An 18756-nucleotide genomic window follows, 5' to 3' on the forward strand; every position below is an offset into this window, starting at 1 on the left:
CTTAACAGACGTCATTAAATACAGGTTGAAAAGATAAACAAAAAAAATCCCAAACTCCTAAAAAGGAATTTGGGATTTATATTTTGAAATTTAAAACTTACATTTTCATTAACCAGTTTTTCATCGAAACTTCATTTTCGATAATAGCTCTCAATTCAGAAATTTTTACCCTGTCTTGTTTCATTGTATCCCTGTGGCGAATTGTTACTGTTTCGTCTTCAAGAGTCTGATGATCTACCGTAATACAGAATGGAGTCCCTAAAGCATCCTGTCTTCTGTAACGACGTCCCACTGCATCTTTTTCATCATAAGCAACATTGAAATCCCATTTTAAATCTTCGATAATTTTTTTAGAAATTTCCGGCAATCCGTCTTTTTTAACCAATGGTAAAACAGCTGCTTTTGTCGGTGCTAAAACTGATGGTAATTTAAGAACAGTTCTTGTAGAACCATCTTCAAGAGTTTCTTCCTGTAATGAAGTAGCAAAAACTGCCAGGAACATACGATCTAAACCTACAGAAGTTTCTACTACATAAGGCACATAGTTTTGATTTAATTCAGCATCGAAATATTGCAATTTCCTTCCTGAAAATTTTTCGTGTGCTTTTAAGTCAAAATCTGTACGAGAGTGAATTCCTTCCAGTTCTTTGAATCCAAAAGGAAAATTAAATTCGATATCAGCCGCTGCATTTGCGTAGTGTGCTAATTTTTCGTGGTCATGAAAACGGTAATTTTCTTTTCCTAATCCTAAAGATAAATGCCAGTTTAAACGAGTTGTTTTCCAGTGTTCATACCATTGCATTTCTTCACCCGGACGTACAAAAAACTGCATTTCCATTTGTTCAAATTCACGCATACGGAAGATGAATTGTCTTGCAACAATTTCATTTCTAAATGCTTTACCCGTTTGAGCAATTCCAAAAGGAACTTTCATACGCCCTGATTTCTGTACGTTCAGGAAATTCACAAAAATACCCTGAGCCGTTTCCGGGCGCAAATACAAATCCATTGCTGAATCTGCGGAAGCACCTAATTTAGTTCCGAACATCAGGTTGAACTGACGTACTTCTGTCCAGTTTTTAGAACCTGTATCAGGATCAGCAATTTCTAATTCTTCGATTAAAGCTTTTACATCAGCTAAATCTTCATTTCCTAAAGATCTTGCTAATCTTTCCAGAATTTCTCTTTCTTTTGCAAGGTATTCAACCACACGTGCATTAGTAGTAATAAATTCCTGCTCATTAAAAGCATCACCAAAACGTTCTTTTGCTTTTTCGATTTCCTTTTTTGCTTTCACATTAAGCTTTTCAGCATAATCTTCAACCAAAACATCAGCTCTATATCTTTTTTTCGAATCTTTATTATCAATTAACGGATCATTGAATGCATCAACGTGGCCTGAAGCTTTCCAGGTAGTCGGATGCATTAATATTGCAGCATCAAGGCCGACAATATTTTCATTCATCTGAACCATTGATTTCCACCAATATTCACGAATATTCTTTTTTAATTCGACACCATTTTGTGCATAATCATAGACAGCACTCAATCCGTCGTAAACTTCGCTTGACGGAAAAATAAATCCGTACTCTTTTGCGTGCGAAACCACATTCTTAAATATATCTTCTTGTTTTGCCATAGTGATGCAAAAATATAAAAAGTGAGTTTAAAAAAAAGAAAAATAGTTGAAGATTGACCCTTGATTTTTAAATTTCCATAAATAAATCCCGGTTTTTCTGTTTAAGGACAGAAATTAATAATTTTTTCTATAAATCAAACCCATAAGTTCCCATCTTTCTATTTAAATCCTCTGCTTTTTATCAGTTTAAATATTCATACCCTAAAACCAGTGTACAAAAATTATGATCTGGAAATCTGCACTCCTCTTTGTTCAAATAGTAATTGACTGATTCACTGACTCTAAATAAGTTTATTAGTTAGATTTTAAAGCTAACAAGTTATTTTCTTGTAAAAATATTTGTATTAAAATTAATATTTTAGTTATATTTATTCAAAAGTCAATAAGGTATTTTATTAATTAGATATCAAAGACTCTTACTATTACTTATCAATTCTTCAACTTAATTTATTCAACTGTGTTTAATTATCTTATTAATCTGTTTTTTCCTAAACTTTGTGCAGGCTGTCATGCACTTTTAATGACCAATGAAACTGCTGTTTGCACCAATTGCCGACATGAAATGCCTTTAACGCAGCATCATTTAGATCCTAAAAACGAAGCTTTCAATAAATTCTATGGTAAAATTGATATCGAATATGCATCGGCGCTTTTATATTTTAACAAAAAGGGAATTGTACAGGAACTCATTCACAATTTGAAATATAAAGGATACGAAGAAACAGGGACTGTTCTGGGTTATTGGTATGTAGAAGATTTAAAAGAATTAAACCTTAAAATTCCTTTTGATATTGTAATTCCCGTTCCTTTACATCAAAAAAAATTTAAAGAACGCGGCTACAATCAGGTAACTACTTTCGGAAAAGCTTTGGCTGAAGGTTTGGATATCGTTTACGACGATTCCATTTTATTTCGAAAAAAATATGCCAAGACACAATCCAAAAAAAATCTTTCAGGCAGGTCAGAAGGGATAAAAAATGCATTTGATGTGAACTATTCAGAAGCAAATCACAACAAGCATTTTTTAATCGTTGATGATGTAATCACAACAGGATCAACACTTGAAGCCTGTTCCCAGACTTTGCAGAAAATTCCGGGAGCAAAAATCAGTATTGTCTGCATGGCAATGGCACACTCCTAAATTTAGTTAACCAATATTTTTTTGACAATTCTTTTATCTCCATTTATTATGGTTACAAAATACAATCCCAGAGACGGTTTTGACAATTGAATATTTTGATTAAAATAAGGTGATTTGTCATACGTTTTATCATAAATTTTCCGACCTGAAATATCATGCACAAACACTTCAACACTTTTAGTTGAATCGCATTCGAATTGAACATTAAAATAACCTTTATTTGGATTTGGAGACAGTGCAAAATCTACGCCTTCAAATTCAGTAGTATCCAAAGTAAAAGTCTGAGTGCAAATGTTTACTGATGCAGAGTTTATGGTTCCGAAATTTCCCGAAACAGCATCCCGAACCTGAAATTTCCAGACACCTTGCGGATTTTGACCATTAAAAACACTTAAAGATTGAATTGGTAAAACAATCTGACTCGTTGTTTTAGAACAATCCAAATCAACTCCGGAATCATCATATCCAAGCGATAAGGTTGAACTTACTATATCACAATTTTTATCATATAATTTCACAATCGTTCCCTGTGGGCTTACTATTTGAATTTCTAAATCTGAAAATCTGTCATGTGTTACATTGACAGATACATTTACATCAGAAATTGTACCTGTCGAAGCAGGGACTGTGACTGTTTTTGAAACAAATGCAGTTTGAAAAGGAATGGCAAATGCACTGCCAAAACTATATGTATCACAGCTGCTTTGCACTGTATATCCTACAGCAAAAGAGTGACTGTTTAAAGCATAATAAATATTCGCTGTTGGCTCAATCAAAATCCTGCAATTTGTAGCGACAATATCTAAAGGAACTGTAATAGTTTCTGAACCATCATTTGGTGTAGCTGAAGCTAAAAGTGTAGGAAAAGTCAAACCTCCATCCGTTGATAACTTAATATTTACAGAACCGGATCCTGACAGTGTATTTGTATTATTTACGGTCCAGGTTATAGTTTGAAACGATCCTTTTTGCCAGCCAATATCACTTGTATTTTGAGAAGTTACTGCAAATGGCCCAATTGCAGAGCTTACGGTAACTACCATATTGTCTGTATTTGTCTGAGGAGTTAATAAAGCTGCATTATCTCTTCCCGTTAAGGAAAAATGCAAAGTTCTTGCTATTGAAGAAACTGATTCCCAAGTTGTGGTTAGTCTATTTTGAAGTACTGTACTCAAACTTGGCATATATCGAATGGGAGAAGCTGTTGGAGGAAGAGAACGAAATAATGGTCCGTCAGGTTTTGCGGGATATGCAATACTATTACTTCCTGATGTTGTTGTTGCGCTATCATTTTGCTCCCAACAATAAGTAACAGAATCTCCTTCGGGATCTGAACCTGTTCCTGTTAAAATAAATGGCGTATTAAACGGAATCGTATAATCTGAACCTGCATTTATGATTGGCGGATTATTAATTACAGCTGTACTCACCGGGCATGTTTTTGTAGCTAAGTTATTTTGGATTTGTGAAATAGTTGCATACGCAAAGTAATCATCTGAAGTATTTTGAATGTCAAAATCACCTGTCACACCTGCATATCCCATAATTGTAGATCCACTACCCGGCTCTACATTTACTCCGGTTCCTTCAATAGCATAAGAAAAAGTATGGGTTCCTCCTAACTGGTGCCCCATTTCATGTGCTACAAAATCAATATCAAAAGTATCTCCTTGTGGTATTTTATCTGAAGGAGATGTAAAAGCACTGCCTTTTGCATTTTTATCAGTTGATGACGCCGGATCTACACACACACATCCAATACAACCTGCATCTCCACCTCCGCCTGATCGCCCAAATAAATGCCCAATATCATAGGCACTGTTTCCAAGAACCGTGGTTAAAGTTTGCTGAACCTGTAAATTCCATACACCATTATTAATTCCTGTTGCTGCATCAGAATAAGGATCTGTTCCTGCATCTGTATAAACAACAGCATCATTATTAGCAATCAAAGTTAATTTTACAGCCAAATCTCTATTAAAAACACCATTCACCCTTGTCATTGTTGCATTCATTCCTGCCAGAGCACCGGCTTTTGTTCCTCCAAAAAAAGCAGCATATTCTCCTGTACAGGATATTGCCAGTCGTAATGTTTTAAGAGATTGTGTATTGGATGCTGTTTTTGCCGTTTTTGCCGACGAACTTTTATTTGCATTATCTTCTTTAGTCATACAAGCTAAAGGAGATTTTGAGCTATCTCTGTATTTTGATGTAAACAACACATATTCGGATTTATTCTCAGGATTCTGCTCAATAAATTCGGATGCCTTATCAGAGCGAAGAACCATCGTTTGTACTCCGATTGGAGCAACACTAAAATGAATTTTTGCCGTTTTATCATCCAGACCGGTTCCTTCATAAGCTCTGATTTCAGGATATTTCGCTTGTAATTCCGGATCGAAATTAGAAGATTCCCAAACCATGAATCGTTCCAGAACACCATCTGCATTTGGAATTGTGATTTCAGAAGTTGAAAATTTACTTGTTGAAGATGCAATTTTCCGAGTCAAAAGACTCTCATTCAATTTATAATATAACTTTCCCTCATTAGAAGAATTTTCATTTTTTTTACCGGAAACCGAATTCACTTTTTCCCAAAGCAAATTAGTTTGAGCATGAATATTAATACAACAAAAAATAAGTATCAAAAAAAGTAGTTGTTTTTTCATAATCAAAAAGTTATTAGTAGTCAAAAATAAATTAATTAACTCAAAGTCTTATACATTATCGACACATATTTGTCTTATATCGATGAATGAGCCCTTTTTCACAAAATCTAACCTTTTCAATTTAAAAAATCAATTCGGGTTAGTGCCAGATTTGAAATAGATAGTATAAATTTGCACCATCCTAAATTATTTGCTTTGAAGCTTTTTGAATCTATTAATGAATTTCAGTCGACCAAGAAAACAATTCTAACTCTTGGTACTTTTGATGGTGTTCATATTGGTCATAAAAAAATTCTGGAAAGACTCACTCAAAATACAGAAAACGGAAAATACGAGAGTTTAGTACTTACTTTCTTTCCACACCCAAGAATGGTTTTACAGGAAAAGTCAGAAATAAAACTTTTGAATACCATTTCGGAAAAATCTAAACTTCTGGAAAAATCCGGTATTGAGAATCTGGTTATTCATCCTTTTAATGAAAATTTCTCAAGGTTAACCGCCGAGGAGTTTGTACATTCTATTTTAGTAGATCAGTTTCATATCCAAAAAATAATTATTGGTCACGATCATCGTTTTGGGAGAAACAGGACGGCGAATATTGATAATTTAATTGCTTTTGGAGCAGAATATGGTTTTGAAGTTGAACAAATTTCAGCCCAGGAAATTCAGGATGTTTCAGTTAGTTCGACCAAAATCAGAAAAGCATTGCAGGATGGCAACATGACTTTAGCCAACGAATATTTGGGATATGCCTATTTTTTGACCGGAGAAGTTGTAAAAGGAAAACAATTAGGACGAACAATCGGTTTTCCTACAGCCAATATCAAGATTGAAGAAGATTACAAACTAATTCCGAAAAATGGTGTTTATACTGTTAAGGCTCTTATCGGTCAAAAAGAAGTTTCAGGAATGATGAATATTGGTTTCAACCCGACTGTAAATGGTCAAAAGCAAACTATCGAAGTGAATCTTTTTGATTTTGATGCTGATATTTACGGACAAAAAATCGAAATTTCTTTATTGCAATACCTTCGTGAAGAGCAAAAATTCGGTTCAGTAGATTTGCTGAAAGAACAGTTAAATCAGGACAAAAAAAATGCATTGGCTTTTCTGAACCAGCTTTAAAATCCAAATATTTACTTTTTGTAAATTTTAAAACATCTTAGTTATTTTTTTAGTAAATTTGATAGAATACTGTTTGTCAATCATTTACTATTAACTTAAAAATAACCATTATGAAAATACCTAAAGAAATAATTAACGGTTTTTTTATATTCCTGGGAATCGGCGTTTTTTTCATCTTAATGGAGCTTTTAAATCTTTCCCATTTATTTTATTTACGCTTACTGAATGTGCTTTTTATCTTTTATGGCGTGAACAGAACATTGAAAATGAACCTTACCGAAGGGAAAAACGGTTTTGTTCCTAACGCAATATCAGCAACAATAACTTCTTTTACCGGAGTTATATTTAGTATTCTGGCACTAATTATTTATAGTTATGCCAAAGGCGGAGATACTTATGTAAAATCATTGTCTCAGGCGTTCATGTTTGGAGGAGAACCTTCAGTCATGACTTATTCCCTTTGTCTGCTTTTTGAAGGAACAGCATCCTGTATAATTGTAACCTTAATGTTGATGTTACTGTGGAATAACAAATATGCTGCCGATTAATTTTTCAAAATGAAACTCTAAATTAAACACTCTAAAATCATATAATTATATCTTTTTATGATTTTAGAGTGTTTCTTTTTTGAAAATAACTGCCAAATATTCATTTACAAAAATCATCATTGGTTGATTAGAACAATTTAACTACTTTTGAAGCATCAAAAACAATGTATCAATGAGCATTACAAAACACAACTGGACAAAAGACGAAATAATCGCCATATATAATAAACCTATGATGGACTTGTTGTATGAAGCAGCAACAATTCACAGACAAAAACACGATCCGAACGTCGTTCAGGTATCGACATTATTATCTATCAAAACCGGAGGATGTCCTGAAGATTGTGGCTATTGCCCGCAGGCAGCCCGTTACAACACAGGTGTTGAAGGAAATGATTTAATGAGTGTAAGTCAGGTAAAAGCTCAGGCTTTGCGTGCTAAATCCAGTGGATCATCCCGCGTTTGCATGGGAGCTGCATGGAGAAACGTAAAAGACGGTGAAGAATTTGACCAGGTTTTAGAAATGGTTCGTACTATTAACAAGCTGGATATGGAGGTCTGCTGTACTTTAGGTATGATTACCGAAAATCAGGCTCAGCGTTTGGCAGAAGCAGGTTTATATGCTTACAATCACAACTTAGATACTTCTGAGGAATATTATAAAGATGTAATTTCGACACGTGGTTTTGAAGACCGTTTACAGACTATCGAGAATGTTCGTAAAACGAATGTTACGGTTTGCAGTGGCGGAATTATCGGAATGGGAGAAAGTATCGAAGACAGAGCCGGAATGCTTGTAGCACTTTCTACTTTAAATCCACAACCTGAGTCAGTACCAATTAATGCATTGGTTGCCGTTGAAGGAACACCGATGGAGGAAGAAAAGCCTGTTGAAATCTGGGAAATGATTCGTATGGTTGCGACAACGAGAATTGTAATGCCGGACACACAAGTACGTTTATCAGCAGGAAGAACCAATATGAGCCGAGAAGGTCAGGCAATGTGCTTTTTTGCCGGTGCAAATTCTATTTTTGCCGGAGATAAATTGCTTACAACGCCAAATCCTGATGTTCATGAAGACATGAAAATGTTTGAAATGTTAGGATTAATTCCGCAAAAACCTTTTGTTAAGGTTTCACAGCCTCAAACTGTTGAAGCGGCTGATTCACAATTTGCTCCATTAGGCGAAAAACCAAAGTGGTCACGCCCCGGACATTCAATTGAAAGAAATCTTGAAGCTTCGATTAAGTCAAAAAATTAAGCGATAGAGTCCATAAGTTTCGAAAAATATTTTTAAATTGCTTGTAACCCAGAGTTATAAGCAATTTTTTTATTTTATAGAAATGAAGTTAAACCAAATTGAAAGGGTAAAAAAAATCTCAAAATCTGATTTTATTTCCCAATATGTAAAAAATCAAATTCCAGTTGTTATTGAAGAGCTGACCGAGGATTGGCCAGCTTATCATAAATGGAAATTATCTTATATCAATGAAATCGCAGGTGATATTGTCGTTCCTTTATATGACGACAGACACGTAAATCATGAAGATGGCTTTAATGAAGCGCATACTACAATGAAGATGAGCGATTACATTGCACTTTTAGAGCAGAAACCTACCAATTACCGCATTTTTCTTCACAACTTAATGAAGGAAGTACCTGTATTGAAAAACGATTTTTTATGGCCGGAAATCGGTTTGAAATTAGTGAAACAACTGCCAATGCTGTTTTTTGGCGGAGAGAACTCGAGGGTTTTTATGCATTATGATATTGACTATTCTAATATCTTACATTTTCATTTTCATGGAGAAAAACAATGTATGCTTTTTGCTCCCGATCAGTCAAAATATTTGTACAAAGTACCACACGCATTAATTTCAAGAGAAGACATTGATTTTGATAATCCTGATTACGACAAGTTCCCTGCTCTTAAAAATGCCGAAGGATACATTACCAAATTAAAACATGGCGAAATGTTATATATGCCGGAAGGATACTGGCATTACATGAAATACCTGACTCCCGGTTTTTCGATGAGTCTCCGTGCCTTTCCTAAAAATATCACGAATTTATCCAAAGCTATTTATAACATACTTATTATGCGCCACTTTGATGTTTTCATGCGAAAATGGAAAGGCCAGAAATGGATTGATTATAAAAATGAAAAGGCCGTTCTGAATACCAATCAAAATTTACTCAACCAAACTTAATAAATTATTTTCCTGGTTTCCAGACTATCATCAGTTTTAATTTTAAGAATCAGAACTTGATTTTCAGGTCTTAAATTTGAGATTGTTATTATATTTTGATTGGTTTGCCGATTCGTAATTAATTTACCTGACAAGTCGAATACCCGGACTTCCTGTAAAGTTGAGCCAGTTGATTCTACAACTAATTGTTTTTGATTACGGTAAACTTTAATGACCTTTTCCTTTTGGGAAACTTCTTTTGTTTTTAATATTTCATCAGTATATTTTAAAACAAAACGATTATCAAAAGTTCCTTTTTCTGTTGAAAACATATAGGGCTCCTTCTTTAAATCATGGAGAAGTTTTTTGTTTTTATCCTCAAGATAAACTGATTGATTCGTAAAATCTCCATCTAGATGATCAATACTTATTGTAAAATTTCCATTGATTTCAGTTTTATATCCCAGTACAACTTCGTCTGAATTCTGAAAAGATAAATTTCTACCCTGAATCACCCAATTTTTACTCTCATTACAAGAATAAAAACCCACATACTGATTCCCATCAAAAAATTCACCATCAAAAGCTTTGTCATAGTTATTGGTAGCGCTTTCTGTATAACCAATCAACAGTTGTTTAAAAGCATTTTCTTCATTGGATAAATTCAACCAGATTCTGTTTTTTTCCGGGTCATTAATTTTTTTCGTTCCTTTAACTTTACCTGGCTTAAAAAAACTCGAATTATTTTCTAAAATTCGCATACTGTCTTCAAATTTTACCTCACCAGATTCTGCGCTCTGAACAAAAAAAGATTGCCCCGAAGTAATTGTCCCATTCGGTAAAGTTTCATTCTCTCCCGAAGCTAAAGCTTTTCTGGTACCTACGCCACCCAGTAAATTATAAACAGCATAATCATCTGAAGTATACTTTTTATTGGTAACAGGAGTATTATGTGTCCAGAAATAAAGAGTTCCTGTGATAATCTCAGAATTTGCTTTTAAAAAAACATCTGCATCAACAGCTGAAGGATATGGATTTCCAATTAAATTGAAACTATCATTATTGCCAATATTGGTTTTGACTATTCCGTTAACTGGAATTCCTTTAAAAACAGCTTCATATTTTTCAGGAACTGTCGTAGAAAAATCCTGTGGTCCGCGAATAATGTATCCTTTTCCTATAGCCATTACAGTTGATGGAACTTCATTTATCCAATGGTTTGCATCTGCATCAAAAGAAAAAAACTTATCTGACAAAGTAGTTGGCGAAACATTGATTAGTTTGTTACTTTCTACGGGTGAAGACCAATACGTATAATCAAATTTTAAAATGGGTTTTGTCTTTCGTTTGAAATGAATAATTCCTGTATTCACCATTTCATTATCAGATTGATATAAAGATGCCGTATCTTCTAAAACCAGGATTCCGTTTCCTGAATAATTAAAGCTCAATCCTAAAGTACTTCCATTGGAAATTGTTACCGTTTTTCCTGAATTTATCATACAGCAACATGCATTTGAAGAAGTAGAAAATTGATAATTTTCTTCGAAAGTTAATTCTTTCCCTCCTGAAGGAATTCCATTAGACCATCCGGAGCCATCCCATTTTGAACTGTTGTTACATAATTTTAATCGGGCAATTCTGTGTTTTGCAACTCCTGAAACCGAATTAAAATTACCCCCGATCAGCAGTTTAAAATCAGCAGTAAACCCCATCGAAAACAAAGTATTATTAAGACTTGCATTGAACGAGGGATCGATAGTCCCTTTTGCTGACAAGCGTATTAAGCGTAAAGCATGTGTTCCGTCATAGTTTCCTGAAAAAACACCTCCAACTAAAATTCGGTCATCGGGCTGTACCAAAATATTTCTAACATCTCCATTGCTAAAACCCGTTCCTGATTGGAAAGTTGTATCTAAAGTTCCATTCGGATATAATCTTAAAATCCGCTTTTTCGATACTCCATTATAATTTAAAAACGAACCGCCTACAATAATTTTTCCATCAGACTGCAGGTCTAAGGCATATACATTTTTATCAAATCCGGTTCCCACAGAAAAATTATTATCTATACTTCCGTCAGAATTTAATCGTATTAATCTGGAATATTCAATTCCGTTAAACGTATCAAATCTTCCGCCTAATAAAATTTTACCATCAGGTTGGATTAATATTGCATCTATAGCGGCATCTGAACCTAAAACAGTATTAAAACCGGTATCAATAGTTCCGTCCTGCATTAATCGTACAACATGACCTACTGATATTCCATTATATTTTGTAAAACTTCCTGCCAGTAAAATCTTTTGATCTGATTGAATAGTTACAGCATACACCTGACTATTGCAGCCACTTCCCGGGACAAAACCAGGATCTAAATTACCATTGGGGAAAATTCGTGCTATACGATTGCAAATTGTATTATTATAACTTGTAAAATTTCCCGCTATAATCATTTTGCCATCTAATTGTTGTGCAGCTGTTTTTATGGCATTATTAGCCCCGGTTTCACCAGAATTAAAAGTAATATCCAGTTCTCCATCTGTTGAAAGCCGTGCAATTTTTGAAGAAGCAGCATCATTGAACCTCGAAAAATTGCCAAAAACCATTGTTTTATTATCTGATAATGGTAATACTTTTAAAACTGAATTATCAAAACCAACTCCTGCAGAAAGATATCCGGAATCATGTATCCCATTGCTATCAATTTTAGACAATCTTCCCTGATTTTGAGAATCAAAAACAGAGAAAGAACCTCCAACGAACCAAGAACCATCTGAAGAATTATTTAAAGCCAAAACCGATGCAGAAGCCGGTCCGGAGCCTATGTTAAAATCAGTTTTAACATTTCCATTTGTATTCAAAAAAAGTAATCGGTTTACTTCTGATCCATTATATAAATCAGTAAATGAACCTCCTAACATAATATTCCCTAAAGCGTCAATTTTTATAACGTAAACTGAGCCATTACTTAAACCTGTTCCCGACAAAAAACCAGAATCAATTGTCCCATCTGAATTTAAACGAATAATTCTATTTGCTACAATACCATTATAATCTGTAAATTCTCCACCAATAATAATTTTTCCATCTGATTGCAAAACCATTGTATTTATGTCCTGATTAAAGCCTGTACCAATGTTAAAAGTGGCATCCATACTCCCATCCGGATTCAAACGAATAATTTTGTTTACATCAATACCATTAAACCTGATGAAATTGCCCGCCAAAATAATTTTACCGTCTGTTTGAATTTGTATGCTATTTATGCTGGCAGGTGCTCCAGATCCTGTTAAAAAACCGGGATCTAAATTACCGTTGGGTAAAATTCTGGCAACTCTGTTAACAGTAATTCCATCATATTTTGTAAAGCTTCCAACAATTATAATTTTACCATCTGATTGTTCTATGATCTGGTTTATGATACCGGAACTTGCTGCTTGTGAAGTATTAAAAGTTGTATCATGTGAGCCATCATTATTCAGACGGATTAATCTGCCTGAAAGAACACCATTATAGCTGGTAAAATTACCTCCAACAATAATTTTACCGTCAGATTGAACATAAGTTGAATATATTTTTCCGTTAAAACCAGTACCAGTATCAAAATCCGGATCTACAGTTCCATCAGGTTTCAATCGTGTCAGATATTGAAGCGGTTTTCCATTAAAATTCAAAAAATCGCCACCAATAATTAAGTTACCGTCAGTTTGTTTTGACAAGGTTCTGACAGCATTATCGAAACCATCTCCGTTAAGACCATCGTCATAGGTATTAAAACTATTATCTAATTTCCCTTGCTGTGCGTTATCAGTTATACTAAAAAAGAAAAAAATAAATGCAATTGAATAATGGAATTTTGGCATCAAAATATAAAGTTTGTCAGTAAATTTCAATATTTACTATTAATAAGAATTTACGTGCAATCTAAAATTAAACAAAAGACACTACAATACCCACATTTAGTGATTTTTAAATAAAAAGTGAATAAATTCAAAGCCACTGAAATTTCTTCATTTAGTTATTAAAACAAAAAATCCGATAACTTTCATTATCGGATTTTCTAAATTTATAAAGATTATACTATTTGAAGATCAATTTTTTCGTAGTTGTGTAGCCATTTTCCAGAACTACTTTTACCAAAAGGACCTGTTGTGCTAATGGCAGGTGCTGAATCGATAATTGGATATTGCCCACGCTTTGTTTTTCATACAATTGTTTGCCCGAAACATCATAAATAAAGATTGTGGACAAGTTTTCTGTCGGTGAACTTATTGTAATGGTTTTATCCTGGCTCACAACCGTAATCTGGTTTTCAACGGTTTCGAAATCGCCTGTGCCTAATGTTTTGTTGGTATATCGCAGCACAAATCGATTATTAAATGTTCCGGTCGCCGTATTAAAAGTATAGTTTTGTGCCGTTAAATCATTGATCGTACCGGTTTGTTTGTCTTCCAGATAAACCCTTTGGTTGGCCAATGCCCCGTCTGCCTTATTTATTGCAATGGTAAAACTGCCTGTAACTGTTGAGCGATATCCCAAAGGAACAATATCTGTATCCGTAAATGGCAGTGCACGCCCCTGGATGGTCAGGTTGTCTGTACCATTGATACTATATAAGTCCAAATAGCTGTTTCCGTCAAAAGTCAGTCCGTCAAAATCATCATCATAACTGTTTGTTGCGCCTTCTGCATAACCAATCAGGGTTTGCTTAAATGCACCAGCAGTATTAGTCAGGTTCAGCCATAAACGATGTCTTTCTAATTTTGCTGCTTTAGCAGTTTTTCCGGGTTTGAAAAACTGGGAATTGTTTCCTATTGGACGCATCGAATTATTAAACTCTACTGTTCCGTTTGCCTTTGCACTTGCAAAAAAGGATTGTCCGGCAGCTATATAACCTAATGGTTCTGATCCTCCAGATGTTGCTGCTACACCTCCCAGTGCGTTATAAGATGCATAATCGTCCGAGGTATATTTTAAACTGGTAACTGCAGTATTATGTGTCCACAAATAAATGGTTCCGTTTACAACGTTGTGATTATTAGTATTAGTAAATAGAAAATCGTCAGCATAAAGCGCTGAAGGATATGGGTTTCCTATCAGGTAGAATTTTCCGGTTGCCATCGATTGGCTGCTTGTAATATTACCGTTATTGGGAACTCCTTTAAACTGAACAGGCTGGGAATAAGGAAATGCAACTACTTCGGGATAAGGGGCAGGCCAGGTTCCTCCTTTAGGGGTCCTGATAATATACCCGATTCCGGGCTGCATAACTGCTGTTCCTCCATAACTTATTTGCCAGCCAGTCCCTGAATAGGACATATATTTATCTGACAGCGTATTAGGCGACAGATTAAACAGGGTCTGTCCTGCTACGGGGGATGACCAATACGTATAATCGAAATTTTTCATCGGTGCAGAATTGCGCTTGTAGATAATTTTCCCTGTGTTCGTTGCATTATTTATTTGTACCAAACTCGCATTATTCTCGAAAATCAAATTATAATCGGTAGAAACTGTAATTCCGTTTGTTATTGTCAGGGTAATCCCTGAAGGTATAGTAACCACACCGCTGCTATTATTGATAGTCAAGGCACAGGCGCTCAAATCTGCCGTAAAAGGAGAATTAGGGGTTACTGATGTAATTATTGCATTCTTCGTTGCATCGGGTGTGCCATTACTCCACGCGATTCCATTCCAGGAAGTACTCGAACTATCTGTGATAGACACAGGTATCGTTGGTGAAGAAGGACATCCGCTGGCATTGTTAACTCTAAAGGCATAACTGCCTGCAACTAATCCGGTAACCGTATAGCTGCTTGTATTGCTGCTGTAACTTGTTATTGCAGTACCCGATTGATTAATGGTCCAGTTGCCACTTGGCAAACCACTTAAAACTACACTGCCAGTATTTGTGATACAATCGATATTTGTTATAGTCCCAACTGTAGGAACTGAAGGTGCTGGATTTATTGTTACGGTTACAGAACCTGTCATATTTGAAGCACATGTAGTGGTGGCATTTGTTGCCACAACGGTATAAATGCCTGCAGCTGTCTGAAGACCAAAGCTAATTGCCGATCCTGTACCTGCTACGGCGCTTCCTGTATTGACACCTCCCAGTTGTAATTGATAATTGATTCCTGAAGCTGAATTTGCTAAACCAACCGCAACTCCGGTACCGCCTGAACAATATGAACCGCCACCGGTAACTGCATAAACTGTTGGCAATGCATTAATTGTTACTGCGACAGAACCTGCCATATTTGAAGCACATGTAGTGGTGGCATTTGTTGCCACAACGGTATAAGTTCCTGCAGCTGTCTGAAGACCAAAGCTAATTGCCGATCCTGTACCCGCTACGGCGCTTCCTGTATTGACACCTCCCAGTTGTAATTGATAATTGATTCCTGAAGCTGAATTTGCTAAACCAACCGCAACGCCGGTACCGCCAGAACAATATGAACCGCCGCCGGTAACTGCATAAGCTGTTGGCAATGCATTAATTGTTACGGCTACAGAACCTGTCATATTTGAAGCACATGTAGTGGTGGCATTTGTTGCCACAACGGTATAAATGCCTGCAGCTGTCTGAAGACCAAAGCTAATTGCCGATCCTGTACCCGCTACGCTTCCTGTATTGACACCTCCCAGTTGTAATTGATAATTGATTCCTGAAGCTGAATTTGCTAAACCAACCGCAACTCCGGTACCGCCTGAACAATATGAACCGCCACCGGTAACTGCATAAGCTGTTGGCAATGCATTAATTGTTACTGCGACAGAACCTGTCATATTTGAAGCACATGTAGTGGTGGCATTTGTTGCCACAACGGTATAAATGCCTGCAGCTGTCTGAAGACCAAAGCTAATTGCCGATCCTGTACCCGCTACGGTGCTTCCTGTATTGACACCTCCCAGTTGTAATTGATAATTGATTCCTGAAGCTGAATTTGCTAAACCAACCGCAACTCCGGTACCGCCTGAACAATATGAACCGCCACCGGTAACTGCATATGCTGTTGGCAATGCATTAATTGTTACGGCTACAGAACCTGTCATATTTGAAGTACAAGTGGTAGTGGCATTTGTTGCCACAACGGTATAAGTTCCTGCAGCTGTCTGAAGACCAAAGCTAATTGCCGATCCTGTACCCGCTACGGCGCTTCCTGTATTGACACCTCCTATTTGTAGTTGATAATTAACTCCTGATGTAGAATTAGCTAAGCCAACCACAACTCCTGTTCCGCCTGAACAATATGAACCACCACCGGTAACTGCATATGCCGTTGGTATTGGATTTATCGTTACAGTAAAATTATTCTTAAAACTCACACATCCACTACCGTTTTTTACTGTAAGTGTCCCGGTATAAGTTCCCACAGGGATACTTGCAGGAATAGCAATTGTATTTAATGTTCCTCCTGTAGCTACAAAAGTAAAAGATGCATCTGTTTGATTTATTAATCCTGCTGTTGTGGCAGCTGTATCCCAAACTATACTATATTTAGTAGGAGTACCTGTTGTTGCGGTATATGTAAGAGACGCATTTTGACTGGCTGTATTAAAACAAACTGTCGTTGTACTTGCTGCTGCAATTGAAATTGTATTTGTTGCAACCGTAGACAGACAAGTTGTATTACCACAAGCATTTTTATACCTGACATAATAGGTTGTGTTACCAACGGTTGGGCTAACTACCAGAGTAGCAGGTATACTATTCGATGTTCCTACAACAGTACCTCCACATGAACCTGTAGAAAATTCTACATAACCTCCCAGTCCACCTAATGAACCTCCACTAACGGATAGCGTGGTTGTACCTGCACAAGAAGTAGCAGAAGTAAAGGCTGTAGGTACAGTAGGCGGTCCTGTTACCACTTGCACAATTACAATTGTAGCATCTGAGTAAATACCAGAAGTTACGGTTCTTCTATACCATGTAGTTTGTGATGTCCCAACCGGAACTGTATAATCTTTAGCGTTATTTGTTCCTGATGCAGGTGTATAACCTGTGCTATGTCCTGTTGTGCTTTTTTCCCATAAATAGGTATAAGTACCATTTCCTCCTGTTGGTGTCGATCCGTTTATAACAATAGCCGGAACCCCGCTTGTAGTACAAAAAGGCTCTGCATAAGTAGCTACAACGTTGTACGATTTTACTATACCATAACAAGGATCTCCAAAAGTAGCATTAAAAGATCCTGAGGCTGGAATAGTTGCTATATTTTGACCTAATAAACCTGTCGTTACCGTTCTGCTATTAAACGCATGACAACTTCCTATTGTAAAATTTGGAGAGGTTCCCCCAGGGCTGCCATAACTCGCAAACTTAACATTGATAAAAGCAGAACCTGCCGGAGCAGAAAGAGTTAATGATCCCGGGAGCGTATTTGCAGGTGGATCTGCATATTCACCTTGAGTACCCGCTACCTGACCAGTAACACCGCTAGTATAAGAAGCATAATTATTATCAATAGCAGGATAAGGAGCCGAAGAAACATTGATTCTTCCAGTACCTGTAAAATAATCATTTGTTGTGTTAACTGCACCCGATGTTGTAGATCCCCAAGAGCTTAAAAGGGGTCCCGCACCACCCAAAACAAGAGTTCCTGCAGTGTGAGTAAATCCGCCCAAATTAGCCAAAGTACCCGATATCATAGACCAATTACCACTTACTGTAGTAATAGCAGCAAAAGTTTTAGTACCTGAACCTGAAAGAATTAAATTGTTGTAAGTATATGCTCCTACAGTTTGAGCACCAGAATTGTTATAATTAACAGTCCCGGTTGATGGTGTTAACCCACCTCCAGTCATAGTCCCACCAATGTTTAATGTTCCAGTTCCTGAAAAGGTCACCTGATTTCTAGCTGAAACACCATCCATTGTTAGGTTACCACTACTATTTATAGTTCCAGTAGAAAGAGATAATATACAATCTCTATTATTATTACCGGAATCATTCATAGTTACAGAAGCAGCTGTTAAACTACCCGTTCCTACAGCTATCGTTGTATTTATTGTTCCGGCTGTTGGTGGTATCATTGTTATTGCCCCTGTTACAACCAAAGTCCCAGAAGAAGTAATTGTCAAAGTATTTGTACTTCCTCCTAAAATATTATTTATGCTAAGTGTATTACAAACTGCTCCAGCAACCGAAATAGTTGGTTTATTAGTAACATTGGGTATTACAACATCATGTGCAGCTGTTGGCACAAGATTCAAAGACCAGTTTGTTGTCGTATTCCAGGCAGTACTGGTAGTACCAGTCCATGTATTTGTCTGGCCATACCCACTCTCCAGTCCAAGGCCGATAAATAAAAATGTATAAAGTAATAATTTCTTAGTGTGGGGAAAATTAAAAAACAGAGAAAAGACGAACAAAAATAATTTTTGAATCATGTAGGTAATGTGGTATTTATATTTTTAAAATTTGTTTTTGGGG

General features: G+C 36.1%; 9 protein-coding genes. 5 read left to right on the forward strand and 4 right to left on the reverse strand.

Annotated elements, in window-relative coordinates:
* Positions 1-97 precede the first annotated feature (97 nt).
* Positions 98-1639, reverse strand: coding sequence for a glycine--tRNA ligase (locus ACEN92_RS13770; protein WP_495638929.1), 1542 nt, complete (start codon positions 1637-1639; stop codon positions 98-100).
* A 457-nt stretch (positions 1640-2096) separates the two neighbouring features.
* Here ACEN92_RS13770 and ACEN92_RS13775 point away from each other — a divergent pair, with 457 nt between their 5' ends.
* Positions 2097-2780 carry a ComF family protein gene (locus ACEN92_RS13775; RefSeq protein ID WP_495638930.1) on the forward strand — a complete coding sequence of 228 codons (684 nt, stop codon included), beginning with the start codon at positions 2097-2099 and terminating at the stop codon, positions 2778-2780.
* 2 nt (positions 2781-2782) lie between these two features.
* Here ACEN92_RS13775 and ACEN92_RS13780 read toward each other — a convergent pair whose 3' ends face one another.
* Positions 2783-5449 carry a zinc-dependent metalloprotease gene (locus tag ACEN92_RS13780; RefSeq protein ID WP_495638931.1) on the reverse strand — a complete coding sequence of 889 codons (2667 nt, stop codon included), beginning with the start codon at positions 5447-5449 and terminating at the stop codon, positions 2783-2785.
* A 195-nt stretch (positions 5450-5644) separates the two neighbouring features.
* Between ACEN92_RS13780 and ACEN92_RS13785 the strand changes: the two genes are divergently transcribed.
* The 4 genes from ACEN92_RS13785 (at position 5645) to ACEN92_RS13800 (ending at position 9332) form a co-directional block, all read left to right on the forward strand.
* Entirely contained in the window at positions 5645-6574 is a 930-nt protein-coding gene (locus ACEN92_RS13785; protein ID WP_495638932.1) for a bifunctional riboflavin kinase/FAD synthetase, read from the forward strand.
* A 110-nt stretch (positions 6575-6684) separates the two neighbouring features.
* Positions 6685-7122, forward strand: coding sequence for a hypothetical protein (locus ACEN92_RS13790; protein WP_495638933.1), 438 nt, complete (start codon positions 6685-6687; stop codon positions 7120-7122).
* A 172-nt stretch (positions 7123-7294) separates the two neighbouring features.
* Positions 7295-8383 carry a biotin synthase BioB gene (gene bioB / locus ACEN92_RS13795; protein WP_495638934.1) on the forward strand — a complete coding sequence of 363 codons (1089 nt, stop codon included), beginning with the start codon at positions 7295-7297 and terminating at the stop codon, positions 8381-8383.
* 82 nt (positions 8384-8465) lie between these two features.
* Entirely contained in the window at positions 8466-9332 is an 867-nt protein-coding gene (locus ACEN92_RS13800; protein WP_495638935.1) for a cupin-like domain-containing protein, read from the forward strand.
* Here the strand turns inward: ACEN92_RS13800 and ACEN92_RS13805 are convergent.
* Positions 9329-13177, reverse strand: a complete 3849-nt coding sequence (locus ACEN92_RS13805) for a DUF8693 domain-containing protein (protein WP_495638936.1) — start codon at positions 13175-13177, stop codon at positions 9329-9331. The two genes, ACEN92_RS13800 and ACEN92_RS13805, sit on opposite strands and share 4 nt — an antisense overlap.
* 217 nt (positions 13178-13394) lie before the next feature.
* Positions 13395-18713, reverse strand: coding sequence for a DUF8693 domain-containing protein (locus tag ACEN92_RS13810; protein WP_495638937.1), 5319 nt, complete (start codon positions 18711-18713; stop codon positions 13395-13397).
* Positions 18714-18756: the final 43 nt, after the last annotated feature.

The sequence above is a fragment of the Flavobacterium sp. Flavsp81 genome (genome assembly GCF_059491325.1).